The sequence below is a fragment of the Asanoa ferruginea genome (genome assembly GCF_003387075.1).
GTDB lineage: Bacteria > Actinomycetota > Actinomycetes > Mycobacteriales > Micromonosporaceae > Asanoa > Asanoa ferruginea.
Genome location: NZ_QUMQ01000001.1, coordinates 1272330 through 1289312 on the forward strand (window position 1 = coordinate 1272330; position 16983 = coordinate 1289312).

Annotated in this window: 17 protein-coding genes; 4 read left to right on the forward strand and 13 right to left on the reverse strand. The window is 70.6% G+C overall.

The features are described from left to right. Positions 1-37 precede the first annotated feature (37 nt). The gene (locus tag DFJ67_RS06200; protein WP_116075735.1) at positions 38-862 is read right to left on the reverse strand and encodes a helix-turn-helix transcriptional regulator; all 825 of its coding nucleotides are present in this window, start codon (positions 860-862) and stop codon (positions 38-40) included. Between the two features lie 215 nt (positions 863-1077). Between DFJ67_RS06200 and DFJ67_RS06205 the strand changes: the two genes are divergently transcribed. After that, entirely contained in the window at positions 1078-1488 is a 411-nt protein-coding gene (locus tag DFJ67_RS06205; RefSeq protein WP_116067007.1) for a WhiB family transcriptional regulator, read from the forward strand. 47 nt (positions 1489-1535) lie between these two features. Here DFJ67_RS06205 and DFJ67_RS06210 read toward each other — a convergent pair whose 3' ends face one another. The 3 genes from DFJ67_RS06210 to groES all read right to left on the reverse strand — a co-directional run bounded on the left by DFJ67_RS06210 (position 1536) and on the right by groES (position 5237). Next, positions 1536-3089, reverse strand: a complete 1554-nt coding sequence (locus DFJ67_RS06210) for a molybdopterin-dependent oxidoreductase (protein ID WP_116067008.1) — start codon at positions 3087-3089, stop codon at positions 1536-1538. A 121-nt stretch (positions 3090-3210) separates the two neighbouring features. Next, complete coding sequence (gene groL, locus DFJ67_RS06215; protein ID WP_116067009.1) at positions 3211-4845, reverse strand: chaperonin GroEL; 1635 nt, start codon at positions 4843-4845, stop codon at positions 3211-3213. A gap of 77 nt (positions 4846-4922) precedes the next feature. Then, the gene (gene groES / locus DFJ67_RS06220) at positions 4923-5237 is read right to left on the reverse strand and encodes a co-chaperone GroES (protein ID WP_116067010.1); all 315 of its coding nucleotides are present in this window, start codon (positions 5235-5237) and stop codon (positions 4923-4925) included. 200 nt (positions 5238-5437) lie between these two features. Here groES and DFJ67_RS06225 point away from each other — a divergent pair, with 200 nt between their 5' ends. Continuing rightward, a complete protein-coding gene (locus DFJ67_RS06225; protein WP_116067011.1) occupies positions 5438-6622 on the forward strand; it encodes a THUMP-like domain-containing protein in 1185 nt (394 codons plus the stop codon). 9 nt (positions 6623-6631) lie between these two features. After that, positions 6632-7114, forward strand: a complete 483-nt coding sequence (gene ybaK / locus DFJ67_RS06230) for a Cys-tRNA(Pro) deacylase (RefSeq protein WP_116067012.1) — start codon at positions 6632-6634, stop codon at positions 7112-7114. A 73-nt stretch (positions 7115-7187) separates the two neighbouring features. On the opposite strand, the gene DFJ67_RS06235 is transcribed toward ybaK, so the two are convergent. From DFJ67_RS06235 to DFJ67_RS06245, 3 genes are all read right to left on the reverse strand, one after another. Further along, a complete protein-coding gene (locus tag DFJ67_RS06235) occupies positions 7188-8459 on the reverse strand; it encodes a sugar ABC transporter permease (protein ID WP_116067013.1) in 1272 nt (423 codons plus the stop codon). Further along, the gene (locus DFJ67_RS06240) at positions 8456-9247 is read right to left on the reverse strand and encodes an ATP-binding cassette domain-containing protein (RefSeq protein WP_239097177.1); all 792 of its coding nucleotides are present in this window, start codon (positions 9245-9247) and stop codon (positions 8456-8458) included. Before DFJ67_RS06240 ends, DFJ67_RS06235 begins: the two co-directional genes overlap by 4 nt. A gap of 127 nt (positions 9248-9374) precedes the next feature. Continuing rightward, a complete protein-coding gene (locus DFJ67_RS06245) occupies positions 9375-10484 on the reverse strand; it encodes a sugar ABC transporter substrate-binding protein (protein ID WP_116067015.1) in 1110 nt (369 codons plus the stop codon). A gap of 169 nt (positions 10485-10653) precedes the next feature. Here DFJ67_RS06245 and DFJ67_RS06250 point away from each other — a divergent pair, with 169 nt between their 5' ends. Continuing rightward, positions 10654-10998 carry a DUF1707 SHOCT-like domain-containing protein gene (locus DFJ67_RS06250; RefSeq protein WP_116067016.1) on the forward strand — a complete coding sequence of 115 codons (345 nt, stop codon included), beginning with the start codon at positions 10654-10656 and terminating at the stop codon, positions 10996-10998. 10 nt (positions 10999-11008) lie between these two features. On the opposite strand, the gene DFJ67_RS06255 is transcribed toward DFJ67_RS06250, so the two are convergent. From DFJ67_RS06255 to tsaB, 6 genes are read right to left on the reverse strand one after another with little or no spacing between them, the layout of a single operon-like run. After that, positions 11009-12817 carry an ABC transporter ATP-binding protein gene (locus DFJ67_RS06255; protein ID WP_116067017.1) on the reverse strand — a complete coding sequence of 603 codons (1809 nt, stop codon included), beginning with the start codon at positions 12815-12817 and terminating at the stop codon, positions 11009-11011. Continuing rightward, the gene (locus DFJ67_RS06260; RefSeq protein ID WP_116067018.1) at positions 12814-14511 is read right to left on the reverse strand and encodes an ABC transporter ATP-binding protein; all 1698 of its coding nucleotides are present in this window, start codon (positions 14509-14511) and stop codon (positions 12814-12816) included. The genes DFJ67_RS06255 and DFJ67_RS06260 overlap by 4 nt, the downstream gene beginning before the upstream one ends. Positions 14512-14554: 43 nt before the next feature. Next, positions 14555-14809: a hypothetical protein gene (locus DFJ67_RS06265; protein ID WP_116075738.1), complete on the reverse strand. Its 255-nt coding sequence runs from the start codon at positions 14807-14809 to the stop codon at positions 14555-14557. An 11-nt stretch (positions 14810-14820) separates the two neighbouring features. Beyond that, positions 14821-15864 carry a tRNA (adenosine(37)-N6)-threonylcarbamoyltransferase complex transferase subunit TsaD gene (gene tsaD / locus DFJ67_RS06270; RefSeq protein WP_116067019.1) on the reverse strand — a complete coding sequence of 348 codons (1044 nt, stop codon included), beginning with the start codon at positions 15862-15864 and terminating at the stop codon, positions 14821-14823. Next, positions 15857-16297, reverse strand: a complete 441-nt coding sequence (gene rimI, locus DFJ67_RS06275; RefSeq protein ID WP_203783592.1) for a ribosomal protein S18-alanine N-acetyltransferase — start codon at positions 16295-16297, stop codon at positions 15857-15859. Before rimI ends, tsaD begins: the two co-directional genes overlap by 8 nt. After that, the gene (tsaB, locus tag DFJ67_RS06280) at positions 16294-16962 is read right to left on the reverse strand and encodes a tRNA (adenosine(37)-N6)-threonylcarbamoyltransferase complex dimerization subunit type 1 TsaB (RefSeq protein ID WP_116067020.1); all 669 of its coding nucleotides are present in this window, start codon (positions 16960-16962) and stop codon (positions 16294-16296) included. Before tsaB ends, rimI begins: the two co-directional genes overlap by 4 nt. Positions 16963-16983 lie beyond the last annotated feature (21 nt).

Here is a 16983-nt window from a genome sequence, read left to right on the forward strand (position 1 = left end):
ACCGGCAAGGAGAGGGGTGGGCCGGTCAGTGCGTGTTTCAGGCCACCAGGCCTGAGCGGAAGCCCGCGGCCACCGCGTGCGCGCGGTCACGCGCGCCCAGTTTCCGGAACAGACGCCGGGCGTGGGTCTTCACGGTGTCTTCCGACACGAAGAGCTCGCGCCCGATCTCGGCGTTGCTCTTCCCGTCGGCCATGCCGCGAAGCACCTGCAGTTCCCGTTCGGTGAGCGCGGCGCGCCGGGCAACCGGCTCCTCACGCCCCCCGTAGCGGTTGACCGGATCGGCCTGGCCTCCGAAATAACGCCCTTCTTCGGCGTTGTCCCGGATGTCCATGCCAGGCCCGGCGTCGCCGCGCTGCACCGGGACGACGGCAGACGTCGACTCGGCCAGCCCGATCTGGGGGTGTCCGGCCCCCACACCGGCCTGCATCCGCATCGGCCCCGCGTTGCGGCTGGCAGCCGCGCCGGCGAGACCGCCGACGGCGGCCGGCACCCGGCCGGCGACGCAGAGCAGCAGCACTGCCTTGGCCACGACGCTGACCAGATCCTGGTCGCCGCCCTGGATCAGGGCCCGGGCTCCGGCGTTGACCGCGGCGGCCGCGATCCGCGGGTCTTCCGACCCGAAGAGCACGATCGTCGCGCCCGGCGCCCGACCCAACACCCGCTGGGTGAATCCCACAGTGTCCGGTCTGGTCACAGCTGTGTCCGCGAGCACCACGTCGGCGGGACGCTCGGCTAGACGGAGCAATACCTCGGGCTCGGATACCGCAGTTCGCACGGCGCCGGCTACTCCGAGCCGGGCCGCGGCCGCATTGACATTCTGAGCGGCCTGCGATGTCCGAACGCAAACGAGGACAGTTCGCACGGTGGTCCTCCTCTCCTCATAGAAGAGGACCACGGAGCACTGAGATCATTACGGCGTTTCAGCTGAAAGAACAGGAAAGTTCCGGACAGTTCGCCACGCCGAGGTGGTAGGTGCGTGCAACCAATCGATCAGGCACGTGTGAGTGGACAGCGCTTGGGGTAGTGACACCGCTAGTCCAGTACGGCGCGGAGGCGCGCGAGAAAGGAGGGGTGCCGATGTCCAACGTACGCAGGCTGCCCGGACCCATCGACGAGCGTTGGGATTGGCAACGGCTCGGCGCGTGCCGTGGCCGCGACAGTGCCCAGTTCTTCCATCCCGACGGGGAGCGCGGATCGTCGCGCAACCGGCGCGAGATGAAAGCCAAGTCAGTATGCGGCACCTGTCCGGTGCGCGCACAGTGCGCCGCGCACGCCCTCTCGGTGCGCGAGCCCTACGGCGTCTGGGGCGGCTTCAGCGAATCCGAACGGCTCCGCCTGCTGGCCACCGGCTGGGAAGACCTGGCCGACCGCCGGCACACCACAGTCGACGTCGAGCGCCTCGAGTCGCGACTCGGCCGGCCACACAAGTCAACGGTCCCGGCCGCGATCCGGCCCCTCCCAGTGCCGGCACAGCGCCGCGCGAGCTGACACCTCTATCTTCCGGTCCGGGGCCCGACGGGGCCCCGGACCGCCGTTCATCCGACGCTGACCGACACGTTGTGATAGCCGCTCGCGCCGTCGGGCGCCGGGTCGGCCGGCTGCGAGGTCTGCGTCTGCCCGGTCTTGTCGGTGGCCCGCACCCGCAGCACGTGATCGCCGTTGGTCGCCTCCCAGGTCCACGACCACTGGATCCAGGTGTCGTCGGAGACCGCCCGGGCCAGCATCGCCTCCTGCCACGGGCCGTTGTCGACCTGCACCTCGACCTTGGAAATGCCGCGGTGCTGTGCCCAAGCCACGCCGGCGACGGTGACCGGGCCGGCCTTCAGCGAGTTGCGCCCGCGCGGGGTGTCGATCCGCGACTCGGTTTTGATCGGCCCCTGCTGCGACCAGCCGCGCGGCACCCAGTAGGCGTCGTAATCGGCGAAGCTGGTCACCTCGAGCTCGACCACCCACTTGGTCGCCGAGACATAGCCATACAGACCCGGCACGACCACGCGTACGGGAAAGCCATGTTCGATCGGCAGCGGAGCACCGTTCATGCCGACGGCGAGCATCGCGTCGCGGCCGTCGCGCATGATCGCCGTAGGCGTGCCGCAGGTCCAGCCGTCGGCCGAGCGGCCAACCACCTGGTCGGCGCCATCCAGCGGCTGGGCCTGGTCAAGAAGCGGTTTCAGGGGTACGCCGAGCCAGCGCGCGTTGCCGATCAGGTCGCCGCCGACCTCGTTGGACACGCAGGCCAGCGTGACGTAACGCTCGATCATCGGCCGGGCCAGCAGGTCGGCGTAGGTCAGCTCGATCTCGTTGCGCACCCGGCCGTGGATCCGCAGCTTCCACTCCGCCGGGTCGACCTGGGGCACCACCAACGCGGTGTCGATCCGGTAGAAATCGTCGTTCGGGGTCACATAGGACGACAGCTCGGGCAGCCGCAGGTCGGAGCCGGCCGGCACCTCGGGCGCTGGTGTCGCGGGCGGGGGCAGCCGCACCTCGGCGCGGGCCGTGGAGACGCTGCGCCGGGTCGACAGCCAGCGCCCGGCGAAGCCCACCGCGACCGCGCCCAGGACGATCAGCCCGCTGCTCTTCAGGAACCGGCGTCGCCCCTCGACCGCCTCTTCCTCCTCGTGCACCGACGGCGCGACCAGTTCGGTGACCTCGGCGGGCGCGAGCGGGCCGACGACGAGCAGCCAGAGCGTCGCGCCGGCAGCGGCCGCGCCGAGCAGAGCCGGCAGGGCCGCCGAAGGGCCGGCGTTGGGTCGGGTCAGGGCGGCGGCGACGCCGACCGCGGCGAACAGCCCGATGCCGGCGAAGCCGACGGCGAGCCAGCGCACCGACAACGCGCCGATCACGGCGGCGAAGAGGGCGAGCAGCACGGCGGTGCCGACCAGCAGGGCGGTCTTGTCGTGCACGCCGAACATGGTGATCGCGAACTGCTTGAGACTCTCCGGCACGTGGTCGACCACCACGCCGCCGACGGCGACCAGCGGCGCACTGCGCGACCCGGTCACGACGGCGATGAGCTCGGCGAGACCGAGGGCGACTGCGGCGGCCGCGACGCCCGCGAGCGCGCCGAACCGCCAAGACTTCCGTGTCACGGCAGCAAGTGTGATCCCTGCCGGGCGCGAACGGGTAACCGCGGGCTGTGAACGTAATGAAACGACAAGATCCGCGCGACCCTGCGGGGTCGCGCGGATCTTGTCTGTTGCTAAATCAGGCTCAGAAGCCCGGGCCGTGCTGGTGGCCGTGGCCGTGGCCACCGCCCTCGGCCGGCGCGGCCTTCTCCGGCTTCTCGACCACCAGGCTCTCGGTGGTGAGCAGCAGCCCGGCGATCGACGCGGCGTTGAGCACCGCGTTGCGGGTCACCTTCACCGGGTCGATGATGCCGGCCTTGGCCAGGTCGACGAAGGCGTCGGTAGCCGCGTTGAGGCCGTGGCCCCAGCCGAGCTCGCGCACCTTCTCCACCACGACGTAGCCGTCGTGGCCGGCGTTCTCGGCGATCCAGCGCAGCGGCTCGTTGAGCGCCTTGCGGACGATCGAGACACCGGTCTTCTGGTCACCGGTCAGGCCCAGGTCGCCGTCGAGCACCGTGGCGATCTGCACCAGAGCGGCGCCGCCACCGGGGACGGTGCCCTCTTCGACCGCGGCCTTGGTCGCGGCGATGGCGTCTTCGATGCGGTGCTTGCGCTCCTTGAGCTCCACCTCGGTGGCGCCGCCGGCCTTGATCACCGCGATGCCGCCGGACAGCTTCGCGAGCCGCTCGGCGAGCTTCTCCTTGTCCCAGTCGGAGTCGGACGCCTCGATCTCCTTGCGGAGCTGCGACACCCGCTCGGCGACCTCGGTGGCGTTGCCGCCGCCGTCGACGACCGTGGTGTTGTCCTTGTCGATGACGATCCGGCGGGCCGAACCGAGCTGGTCGAGGCCGACCTGGTCGAGCTTGTAGCCGAGCTCGGGGGCGATCACCTCGCCGCCGGTGAGGATCGCGATGTCCTGGAGCATCTGCTTGCGGCGGTCGCCGAAGCCCGGCGCCTTGACGGCGGCGATCTTCAGCGTCTTGCGCACCGCGTTGACCGCCAGCGTCGCGAGGGCCTGGCCCTCGACGTCTTCGGCGATCAGCAGCAGCGGCTTGCCGGCCTGGACGACCTTCTCGAGCAGCGGGAGCAGCTCTTCGACGGCCGAGATCTTCTGCGTGGTGATCAGGATGTAGGGCTCGTCGAGGACGGCTTCCTGCGACTCCGCGTCAGTCACGAAGTGCGGGGAGATGTAGCCCTTGTCGAACTGGAGGCCCTCGGTGATCTCGAGCTCGGTCGCCAGCGTCGAGCCTTCCTCGACGGTGATGACACCGTCGCGGCCGACCTTCTCCATCGCCTCGGAGATCAGTTCGCCGATCGTGGCGTCCTGCGCCGAGATGGTGGCGACGTTGGCGATGGAGCCCTTGGTGTCGACATCGGCGGCCTTGCCGAGCAGCGCCTCGGACACGGCGTTGGCGGCCGCGTCGATGCCGCGCTTGAGGTCGCTCGGGCTGGCGCCCGCGGCGACGTTGCGCAGGCCCTCGCGGACCATCGCCTGGGCCAGGACCGTCGCCGTGGTGGTGCCGTCACCAGCCACGTCGTTGGTCTTGGTCGCCACCTCCTTGACGAGCTGGGCGCCCAGGTTCTCGTAGGGGTTGGTGAGCTCGATCTCCTTGGCGATGGTCACGCCATCGTTGGTGATCGTCGGAGCGCCGAACTTCTTGTCGAGGACGACGTTGCGCCCGCGGGGGCCGAGAGTGACCTTGACCGTGTCCGCGAGGGCGTTGACGCCGTGCTCGAGAAGGTGCCGGGCGTCGTCCGAGAAGCTCAGGATCTTCGCCATTTAAGTCCCTTCAAAGACACGACGCCCCGGCCCGGGATGAATCCGGTCCGGGGCATCGCGCACTTCAGCTTGATCAGTTACTTCTCGATGACCGCGAGGACGTCGCGGGCGGAGAGCACCAGGTACTCCTCGCCGGCGTACTTGACCTCGGTGCCGCCGTACTTCGAGTAGATCACCGTGTCGCCGACCTTGACGTCAACCGGAACGCGGTTGCCGTTGTCGTCGATCCGGCCGGGGCCGACGGCGATGACGGTGCCCTCTTGCGGCTTCTCCTTGGCGGTGTCGGGGATCACGATGCCCGACGCCGTGGTCGTCTCAGCCTCGTTGGCCTGGACGAGAATCCGGTCCTCGAGAGGCTTGATCGCAACCTTGGTCGCGGTAGTCACGGGCATACCCTCCTGGGGTATCAGGTTCGTAGCCGGCCGACTTTCCGGCCGGCGCCAATTTGCCTCATGCCACCAGGGCGGGACCGTCGTCGCGGGTGCCGGACCTGCCTGGCGTTGTTGGCACCCTCAGACCGAGAGTGCTAATCGCAGGTTATGCCGCGACTAGCACTCCGTCAAGGAGAGTGCCAGCGAGCCCCCACGGAAGAATGGGTCCCGTGGACCTAGCCGCGCTGCGTACCCCCGCCGGTGTTGCCGCTCTCACCGCGGCGACCGACCTGGCCGGCGGCGACCCGCTCGCCGCGGCGGCCGCGCTGCGGTCCGCCGGCGTCCCGCCGGAGCTGGCCGCCGCCGCGCTCACCCAGGCGACCCTGCGCCGCCAGGCGGCCGGCAAGTTCGGCACCGACGCCGCCGGCATGTTCTTCACCCGGGCCGGCCTGGAGCAGGCGACCCGGGCGGTGGTGGCCGGGCGGCGGGCCCGCCGGCTGGTCGCGGCCGGCGTGCGCACCCTGGCCGACCTCGGCTGCGGCATCGGCGCCGACGCGATCGCGGCCGCCCGGGAGGGGATCGAGGTGGTCGGTGTCGAGATCGACGCGACCACCGCGGCGGTCGCCGCCGCCAACGCCGAAGCGGCCGGGGTCGCCGACCGCTTCCGGGTCGTACGCGGCGACGCGACCGAATTCGACACCAGCGGCTTCGACGCGGTGTTCTGCGATCCGGCCCGGCGGTCGACCGGTGGCCGCCGGGTCTTCGACCCGTCGGCCTATTCGCCGTCGTGGGACTTCGTGGCCGCACTGGCGGCCCGCGGCGAACGGCTGGCGGTGAAGGTCGCTCCCGGGTTCGATCACGCGCTGGCGCCCGACGGCGCGGAAACCGAGGTGGTCAGCGTCGACCGGGACGTGGTCGAGGCCACCCTGTGGTGCGGCGCGCTGGCGGCGGTGCCGCGCCGGGCGACCGTGCTGCGAGCCGGCGTCGCGGCCGAGCTGACCGGGTCGGGGACGGTCCTGGCACCGGTCGGTCCGGTCGGCGGCTATCTCTACGACCCCGACGGCGCGGTGGTCCGGGCCGGGCTGGTGGCCGAGTTCGCCACCACGGTCGACGGGCGGCTGGGCGATCAGACGATCGCCTACGTGTGGGCCGACGAGCCCCGGCCGAACACCTTCGGCCGCTGTTTCGCGGTCACCGACGTGCTGCCGTTCTCGCTCAAGCGGTTGCGGGCGGAGTTGCGTACCCGTGGAGTGGGCACGGTCGAGATCCTCAAGCGCGGCTCCGCGCTTGACCCGGCGCAGTTCCGGCGCGACCTGCGGCTGTCCGGCCGGGCCTCGACCTCGCTGTTGCTGACCCGGGTGGCCGGTGCGCAGGTAGCCGTCCTGGCCCAACCGGTGGCCCGATAGCCTCTAGAGGTGGCCAAGCGAGCCCAGGGAACGCCCGCGACGGTGGTGCTGACCCGCGAGAAGGTCCCGTTCACGACACATCCCTACGACGTCGACCCGAAGACACCCGCCTACGGCGAGGCCGTGGCGGCGGCGCTCGGCATCGACCCGCCCCGGGTCTTCAAGACCCTGGTCGCGACCGTCGACGGCCAGCTCGGCGTCGGCATCGTCCCGGTCGCCCGCTCGCTCGACCTGAAGGCGCTCGCCGCGACGCTGGGTGCGAAGCGGGCCGCGATGGCCGAGCCGACGGCGGCCGAACGCGCGACCGGCTATGTCACCGGCGGGATCTCCCCGCTCGGGCAGCGCACCCGGCTGCCGGTCGTGCTCGACGACTCGGCCCTGGGGTTCGAGACCATCTTCGTCTCGGCCGGCAAGCGCGGCCTGCAACTGGAGCTCTCCCCGGCCGACCTCGTGCACCTCACCGACGCCGCCGTCGCCCGCATCGCCACCTGACGAAGGAAGGGCCCCTTGTCAACAGGCAGGGCCCGGCAGCCGAAGCCGCCGGGCCCTTGACTTGCGCGTGTGATCAGACGCGGCCCGTGGCGCGGGCCTTCCGGCGCGAGATCGCGTCGACGCTCGCCGCGACGAGCAGGACCAGGCCGGTCACCATGTAGACGACACTCGAGGGCTGGTTGAGCAGGCCCATGCCGTTGATGATGATCGCGATCACGAAGCCACCGAGGATGGCGTCGACGATCCGGCCCTTACCGCCGAAGAGGCTGGTGCCACCGATGACGGCCGCACCCACCGCGTAGAGCAGGGTTGACGCGCCGCCCGTGGACGGCGAGATGGAGTTGTCGCGGCTGGCGAGCATGATGCCGCCGACCGCCGCCAACGTTGAGGCGATCATGAAGCAGGCCAGCTTGACCAGGCCCACGTTGATGCCGGCGCGGCGGGCCGCCTCCGGGTTGCCACCGGTCGCGTAGACGTGGCGGCCGAACGACGTGCGGGTGAGCAGGAAGGTCAGGCCGACCAGCAGGATCAGCAGGATCGCCACCACGATCGGCACGCCCTTGATCGACGTCACCAGGGGGTTGCGACTGCGCTCGACGCTCAGCCAGTAGGTCATCAGACCGAGCAGCACGGCCAACGCGACAATCTTGGCGAGGGTCACCTGGATCGCCTCGTAGGTCAGGCCGCCGGCCCGCCGCTTGGCACCGCGGCGCAGCACGATGAACGCGTAGCCGCCGACCACCAACGCGAACAGCACCCAACCCAGCCAGATCGGCATGTCGTTGTTGTTGATCGCCAGCAGCGTGTCGTCGCGGATCGCGATCGTGCCGCCCTCGCCGATCAACTGGAGCAGCACGCCCTGTAGGGCGAGGAACGCCGCCAGCGTCACGACGAACGACGGGATGCCCAGCTTGGCCACGAGCAGGCCGATCACCAGGCCGACGACGGCGCCGGTGACCAGACAGGCCAGCAGGCCGAGCGGCCAGGACCAACCCCAGCGGGTCACGACGACGCCCATCACGGCCGCTGCCGTGCCGGCCGTATAACCGGCGGACAGGTCGATCTCGCCGAGCAGCAGGACGAAGACCAGGCCCATCGCGATGACGATGACGGCCGCCGCCTGGTGGATCAGGTTGGCGAAGTTGAACGCGTTGGTGAACGTCGTGGGGCGCAGCGACGCGAACACGATCACCAGCGCGATGATGCCGAGCAGCGCCGGCAGGGAACCGGCGTCACCGCCGCGAACCCGGGCCCACCAGTTGCCGACCGCGGCGACCAACGGGTTGGCCGGCGTGGTCTCCTCGACGGGCTGTTCGGTCGTCTCGACCTTCGTCGGGGTGCTCATTTCAACTCCCCGTTGCCGTTGGTGATGCCACCGATGGCATCCGACCGACCGGTCGTGATGATCTCGACGACCTGGTTGCTCTTCACGTCTTTGGTCTTCATCTGTGCCGCCAGCCGGCCCAGGTAGAGGACCGAGATCCGGTCGGCCACCTGGAACACGTCGTTGAGGTTGTGGCTGATCAGCACGACCGCGAGCCCGTTGTCGGCCAACTGGCGCACCAGCCGCAGCACCTGCTCGGTCTGCGCGACGCCGAGTGCGGCGGTCGGCTCGTCGAGCACCACGAGCTTGGAGTTCCAGATCACCGCGCGGGCGATCGCGACCGTCTGGCGCTGGCCACCGGAAAGGCTGGCGACGACCTGACGGATCGACTTGACCGTGCGGACCGACAGGCCGGCCAGCGTCTCCTGGGCCCGGCGCTCCATGGTCGCCTCGTCGAGGATGCCGTTCTTCGTGACCTCGCGGCCAAGGAACAGGTTGTCGACGATGTCCAGGTTGTCGCAGAGCGCCAGATCCTGGTAGACGACCTCGATGCCGAGTTCGTTGGCGTGCTTGGGGTTCGTCACCGAGACCGACCGGCCTTCGAAGAGGAACTCCCCGGAATCGAACGGCTGACTGCCGGCGATCCCTTTGATCAGGGTGCTTTTGCCCGCGCCGTTGTCGCCGACGAGCGCGGTCACCTGTCCCGCATATGCATCGAAATCCACGTCCTGTAGGACGTGGACCGCACCGAAGCTCTTGTTGATCCCGCGCAGCGACAGCAGCGGCGCGGCGTCCTCCGTCGCCGTCACCGCCCCCGCAGCACCCTCCGGCACCGTCATGGTCACCTCACTAGTTGTTTCCCGGCCCGGCAGTAACCGTGGCCGTAAGCGCCCAGAAGGCCCGGCAGGTCTCGCCTGCCGGGCCTCTTGGCGTCACTTAGCTAACGCCTGCCTTGGTGCAGAGCTCGGCGTACTGGCCGGTGCAGATGTCGCTGGCCTTCCAGAAGCCGTCCGCGATGACGTCCTTGACGGAGTCCTTGTAGATGGCCTTCGGGGTCGCGAGCGCGGAGGGGACGTCCTTGTTGAGGACGGTGTCCTTGACCGCGCCGTTGACCAGGTCGCTGCCCGGGGTCTGGCCGTTGATCAGCGCGATGGCCAGCTTCGAGGCGGTGTCGGCCTCGACCTTGATCGCCTTGTAGACGGTCATGCACTGGTTGCCGGCGAGGATGGCCTGGAGGCCTTCCTTGCTCGCGTCCTGGCCGGTCACCGGGACCTTGCCCTGGAGGCCGTTGGCGGTGAGCCGGGCGATGATGCCCTGGGCCATGGTGTCGTTGGCGGAGATGATGCCGTCGACCTTGCCGCCGTTCTGGGTGTAGAGCTGCTCGAACGCGGTGCCCGCCACGGTGGCGTCCCACTTACCGGTCTGGTCACCGACGATCTTGTAGTCGCCGCTGTCCACCTTCGGCTTCAGCGCCTCGACGTAGCCCTGCTTGAACAGCGAGGCGTTGTTGTCGGTCGGGTCACCGTTGATCTGAACGATGTTGGCCTTGGTCTTGCCAGCGTCGGTCAGGCACTTGGTGAGGCCCTCGCCCATCAGCTTGCCGACCTGCACGTTGTCGAAGGAGACGTAGTAGGACGCGCCTCCACCCGGGGTCAGGCGGTCGTAGTCGATGGTCTTGATGCCAGCGGCCTGGGCCTTCTTCAGGCAGGCGCTGCCGGAGTCGGGGTCCAGGTTGACGATCAGGAGGACGTTGACGCCCGACGTGATCATGCCATCACAGAGGGTGCCGAACTTCGCCTTGTCACCATCGGCGTTCTGAATGTCGGCCGTGATGCCCGCGCCGTCAAACGCGGCCTTGAGCAGCGGTCGGTCGTTGGCCTCCCAGCGCGGCGAGGTGGCGGCGTCGGGGAGGATCACGCCGACCTTCTTGGCGGCAGCGGTGCCCCCGCCACTGTCTCCGCCCGAGTCGTCTGACCCACACCCCGCAAGTGCCAGCGCGCCGACCGCCATAGTGGCGACGGCGACCGACAGAAATCGGTTACGCATAACCTTTGACTCCTTCATGGCCGTTGAGCGGACCGCGTGGCCAGGGTGGCGCCATTGGCCTCCGCCAACCAGCGATCCGAAACACAAAATACTCGCGCATTTGGCGCCCAACCTCGCGCGGTCGACACGCTGCCGTAACGATCCGGTCACGGCACTGGAACCGGCTTCGATGCGTTCGGGCGAGCCGAGAAAGCGCTCTCAGAGCGTACGCTTTCGCCCGCGGAGAGGGGATAGGTTGACTTTGGATACTCGTGCGTCAGACGCCGACCGACAGCGCGTAGTCGAGTTGTTACAAAGCCATACCGCGGTCGGTCGCTTGACTCTTGACGAGTTCACCGACCGTGTTGGCGTGGTCTACAACGCCGATACTTTGGCCGATCTAGCTCGGGTGACCAGCGATCTTCCGGCCCTGCCGGAGAAGCCGGGCGCGGTCCGCCGAGACCTCCTTGCAATGTTCGGGATCGCCGCCGTGACCTTGTTGTTACTCGCGCTCTACATGGCCGTTACCCGTTAAGGACGCCAAGTTACGCCACTGTCGAATAAGGACTTTCGCGCCGTTTGGGGTCGGAACCGGCTTCGGCAGCCGCGGGCTCGTCGTCGCCGTGCCAGGAACGCCACAGCGCCGCGTAGGAACCGCCGGCCGCGACCAGCTCGGCGTGCGAGCCGAGTTCGGTGATCCGCCCGTCTTCGACCACCGCGACCCGGTCGGCGTCGTGCGCCGAGAAGAGCCGGTGCGCGATGGCGATGACGGTGCGTCCCTGAAGCACTGCGGCCAGTGACCGCTCCAGGTGGCGGGCGGCCCGCGGGTCGATCAGCGAGGTCGCCTCGTCGAGCACCAGCGTGTGCGGGTCGGCCAGCACCAGCCGGGCCAGCGCGAGCTGCTGCGCCTGCGCCGGCGGGATGGGGTGGCCACCGGTGCCGACCACCGTGTCCAAGGTGGACGGCAGGGCGTCGACCCAGTCGAGCGCGTCGACGGCCGACAGGGCCGAGCGCACCTCGTCGTCGGTCGCGCCGGGCCGGGCCATCACCAGGTTGTCGCGCACCGTGCCGATGAACACGTGGTGCTCCTGGGTGACCAGGGCGACGTGCGAGCGCAACTGGTCGAACGGCAGCGCGGCCAAGGGGACGCCGCCGACGGTGACCGCGCCGGCGGTGGGCGCGTGGATGCCGGCCAGCAGCCTGCCCAGCGTCGACTTGCCGGCGCCCGACGGGCCGACCATCGCCAGCCGCTCCCCCGGCTCGATCGTCAGGTCGATGCCGTGCAGGACATCGCGACCCTCCACATAGGCGTAGCGGACCCCGCTGGCCACCAGCCGCTCGCCGCGCGGTGCCGCGGCGGCCGAGTCGGCCGGCGCGGGACGGCCGGCGACCCCGAGCAGGCGGGCCAGCGAGGCGCCACCGACCTGAAGCTCGTCGAGCCAGGACAGCAGGCGGTCGATCGGGTCGGTCAGCGCCTGCACGTAGAGCGTCGCGGCGGTCACCTGGCCCAGCGTCACCCAGCCCTCGAGGTAGAACCAGCCGCCGATGAGCAGGGTCGCCACGACCGGCACCACATAGCTGATCTCGACGACGGGGAACCAGACCGTGCGGAGCCACAGTGTGTAGCGCTCGGCCGAGTAGGAGCGGCGGATGTCGTCGTCGGTGCGCTCCCGGCGGCGGTCCTGAAGGCGCAGCGCCTCGGTGGTGCGGGAGCCCTCGACGGTCTCGCTGATGCCGTCGGTGATGTCGGAGTATGCGGCGTTCTCGCGCAGGTAGCCGGCGGGGGCGCGACGCAAATACCACCGGGTGCCGGCCCACAGCAGCGGCACCACGATCAGGCAGGGCAGCGCCAGCAGCGGGCCGGTGAGCACGATGGCGCCGACCACGAACCCGCAGGTGACGATCGCGATCAGCGTCTCCGGCACCGCGAAGCGCACCGTGTGCGAGAGCGCGGAGACGTCGCGCGAGGTGCGGGTGAGCAGGTCGCCGGTGCCGGCGCGTTCCACCGTGGACAGTGGGATCGCCAGGATCCGGTCGACGAACTCCTCGCGCAGCTCGGCCAGCACCCGCTCGCCGAGGCGGGCCGAGCAGAAGGCGGCGAACCTGGTCAGCACCGCCTGGGTCACCACGAAGGCCGCGATGGCCAACGCGATCCGGTCGATCGCCCGGGTCGTGGTGCCGGTCGACAGCCCTTCGACCAGCTTGCCCAGCAGGCGGGGCGCGACCAGGCCGGCGACGGCGGCCAGGCCGTGCAGGCCGAGCGCGACCGCGAGGCTGCCGGGATGGCGGCGCATCAGCCGGCGGGCGTATTTGCGCACCTCGGCCGCGTCGGCGACGGGGAGTTGTTGACTCATTGGTCTTCCTCCCTGGTTACGGTCGCGCGGTAGTCGGGGTGGCGGCGCAGAAGGTCGCGGTGAGTGCCGGCCGCGACCACCAGGCCGTCGGCGACGAAGGCCACCTCGTCGGCCCGGTCGAGCACCAGCGGGCTGGTGGTGCAGACGACCGTGGTGCGGCCGGCCCGGGCGGCGCCGAGCCGGGCGGCGATGCGGGCCTCGGTGTGCGCGTCGACCGCGCTGGTCGGCTCGACCAACACCAGCGTCTCCGGGTCGGCGACCAGCGCCCGGGCCAGCCGCAGCCGTTGCTGCTGGCCGCCGGAGAACTCGCGGCCGCGCTCGGCGACCGCGGTGTCGAGCCCGGCGGGGAGCGCGTCGACGACATCGACGGCGCTGGCCGTGTCGAGGGCCGCCGCGATCGCGCCGTCGCCGCTGCCCCGCGGGTCGAGCTCGGCCCGCAGCGGCCCGGAGAACAGGCGGGCGTCGTTGTCGGCCACCAGGATCCGCTCGCGCACCGTAGTCAGGTCGAGCTCGGCCAGGGAGACGCCGGACAGGGTCACCGTGCCCTCGGCGAACCGGCCGAGCCGGTCGGCGATCGCCGCCGCGTCGACCGGATCGCGGGCCGCGATGGCGGTGAACCGCCCGGGCCGGACGGTCAGCCCGGACTCGGCGTCGACAAGCGGGCCGGCCGGGGTGGTCACCGGAGCGGCCGGGGAGGTGAACTCCGGCTCGAGCGTGAACATCCGCACCACCCGGCGGGCCGCCACGTGCCCGCGGGTCAGCCGATCGATCGCCTCGGTGAGCTGGCGCAGCGGGCTGACCAGGAACGCGGCGTAGCCGTAGAGGGCGACCAGCTCGCCGACGCTGATCTCGCCGCGCAGCGCGAACCGGGCGCCGAGCCAGGTGACCAGCACCAAGAACATGCCGGGCAGCAGGATCTCCGAAGCCGCGAGAAGGGACTCGATGCGGGCGACGCGGACGCCGGCGGACCGGAGTTCCTGCGACTCGGTGCGGTAGCGGCCGGCGAAGGTCGACTCGCCACCGACGCCGCGCAGCACCCGCAGGCCGGCGACGATGTCGCCGGCCCGGGTGGTCAGCTTGCCCTCCTGGTCGCGGTAGACCTGCTGGCGACGTTGCAGCGGCTTGATCAGGCTGGCGGCGATCAGCATCATCACCGGCACGCCGACCACGACGATCAGCCCGAGCGGCACCGAGGTGCGCAGCAGGATGACGCCGACGGCGACCACCGCCACCAGCGAGCCGGTGCCGCGGGCGGTGATGTCGAGCGCGCCGCCGATGTGGTTGATGTCGGACGTGCCGATGCTGACCACCTCGCCGGTCGCCAGCCGTTTGGGCAGCGTGGCGCCGACCCGGTTGGCCTGCCGCACGGTGAGCTGGATCGTGCGGTAGGCGGCGGAGAGCCAGTTGAACGCGGCCATCCGGTGGCGCAGGATGCCGGTCACCCCGGTGACCAGGCCGAGGCCGAACAGCACGGCGCCCCAGCGCAGCAGGCTGTCGGCATCACGGTCGGTGAGCCCGGCGTCGATGGCCCGGCCGACGGTCGCGGGGATCAGCGCCTGGCTGAGCATCCAGATGATGGCGAAGGAGATCGCGGCCAGCATCGACGGCCAGGTGCGGGCCGCCAGCCACACGAGGTAGCGGGTGGCCGACCTGACGTCGGGGTCGCCGGGATCACCGACGGGTAAGGGCCGCATAACAGGACGAAGCTAAATGATCAACTCCGTGCGGCGCCACCGATTAACGGTCGACGAGGGTGAAGTCCCATTCGTGCGGTGGCCTGGCCACCAGCAGCGGTGGCGCGGCCGGCAACGGCTCCGGATCACTGCGCCATCTGGAAATCACGACGCAGCGGTCGTCGGACGACGAGAACACCTCGCTCGCGATGTGCAGCGGGTTGACCTCGATCCGCGGCAGGGCCGTGTCGCAGACCCAGTGGACGAGGTCGGGCAGGCGGCCGGGCTCGGCACGGGCCTCCCACATGCGAGCGATCACGGGGCCGGACATTACACACTCACGAGCGTCAACGGCATCGCAGAGTCGGCCGGAAGATCCAGCCGGCTGGGGCGGACGCCGGCCGCGACCAGGTGCGAGCCCAGCGCGGCGACCATCGCGCCGTTGTCGGTGCAGAGCTTCGGGCGCGGCACCCGCACGGTGATGCCGACCTTCGCCGCCCGCTCCTCGGCCATCGCCCGCAGCCGCGAGTTGGCGGCCACCCCGCCACCGATCACCAGCGTGTCGACGCCGTGCTGGCGGCACGCGGCGATCGCCTTGGCGGTCAGCACGTCGCAGACCGCGTCCTGAAAGGACGCCGCCACGTCGTCGACCGGCACCGGCTCGCCGGCCCGCTCGCGGGCCTCGACCCAGCGGGCGACGGCGGTCTTAAGGCCGGAGAACGAGAAGTCGAACCGGTGTGCGGCCTGGTCCTTGGCCGCGGTCAGGCCGCGCGGGAACTGGATCGTGACCTGCCCGGAGCGGGCCGCCCGGTCGATCGGCGGGCCGCCCGGGAACGGCATGCCGAGCAGCCGGGCCACCTTGTCGAACGCCTCGCCGGCCGCGTCGTCGATGGTCGAACCGAGCGGGGTCACCCCGCCGGCCAGGTCGTCGACCAGCAGCAGCGACGAGTGACCACCGGAGACCAGCAACGCGATCGCCGGCGCCGGCAGCGGGCCGTGTTCCAGGGTGTCGACGGCGACGTGTGCGGCCAGGTGGTTGACGCCGTAGACGGGCTTCTCGGCGGCCATCGCGTAGCCCTTCGCGGCGGCCACGCCGACCAGCAGCGCGCCGGCCAGGCCGGGGCCGGCGGTGACCGCGATCGCGTCGATGTCGGCCAGCGTCACGCCGGCCTCGTCGAGCGCCCGCTGCATCGTCGGCACCATCGCTTCCAGGTGTGCCCGGCTGGCCACCTCGGGCACCACACCACCGAACCGCGCATGCAGGTCCACACTGGACGCGAGCGCGTCGGCGAGCAGCGTGGTGCCGCGGACGATGCCAACGCCCGTCTCGTCGCAAGAGGTCTCGATGCCGAGGACCAGGGGTTCGTCAGTCACGTCTCATCACCAGTGCGTCTGTGTTGCTTGGTTGGTAATAACCACGGCGTACGCCGATCGGCTCGAAACCGTAGGTGGCGTAGAGCTTCTGGGCCGGTGCGTTGTCGATCGCCACCTCCAGCAGCACGGCGGGTGCCTTCTGCCGGGCGGCCTCGGCGAGCAACGCCTCCAGCATCATCCGACCGATGCCCTGGCGTTGCGCGTCGCGCCGGACCGCGATGTTCTGGATCCACGCCTCGTCGCCGTTGACCGCCAGGCCGCCGTACCCCTGGATGCGCTCCTGCTCGTCTTCGGCGACCAGGTAGTAGTGGCCGCTGGACAGCTCGTTCCAGAACATGCCGGCCGACCACTTCTCGGCGCCGAACAGGTCTTCCTCGATCGGCAGCAGGGCGGCGATGTGCCACCAGCGCAGCCGGGTGAGCGTGACGATCACGGCAGCACCGGCTTGTGCCCTCCCGCCGCGACGGCGTCGGGCCGGCGGAGGTAGAGCGGGATGAGTTGCTCGCTCGGCGCACCGGCGCGGATCCGCTCGGCGGCGTGGGCGGCGAACCCTTCGACCGTGGGGTAGCGCGGCTCGTCGAGCACCTTGAGATCCAGCCGGTCGGCGTAGAGCAGGGCGCCGTCGCCGAGCGCCACGGTCGCGTCCGCGGCCAGTTCGGCGACGCGGGCCGGCTGGTCGACGTGTGGGCCTTCGCGCCGGGAGCCGTCCTGGTCGTAGATCGCCCAGTAGACCTCGCGCCGGCGCGCGTCGGTCGCGACCAGCGTCACCTGCCCGGGCGCGCCGCCGATCGCGTCGAGGGAGCACACCCCGTAGGTCGGAATGCCCAGCGTCTGGCCCATGCTGGCCGCCGTGACCAGACCCACTCGGAGGCCGGTGAACGGGCCGGGGCCGGTGCCGGCCACGATCGCGCCCAGGTCGCGGACGGTGGCACCGGCCTGCGAGAGCGCGAGCTCGACCAGCGGAGCCATCCGCTCGCCGTGCTGCGGGCGCTGGTCGACCGTGCGGTGTTGGGAGCGCACGGCGAAACCGGTCGCGGTGACCTCGACCACGGCGGCCAGGACGGCCTGGGTGGAGGTGTCGACGACGAGAGCAAGCACGATATGCACCTTATCCGGGTG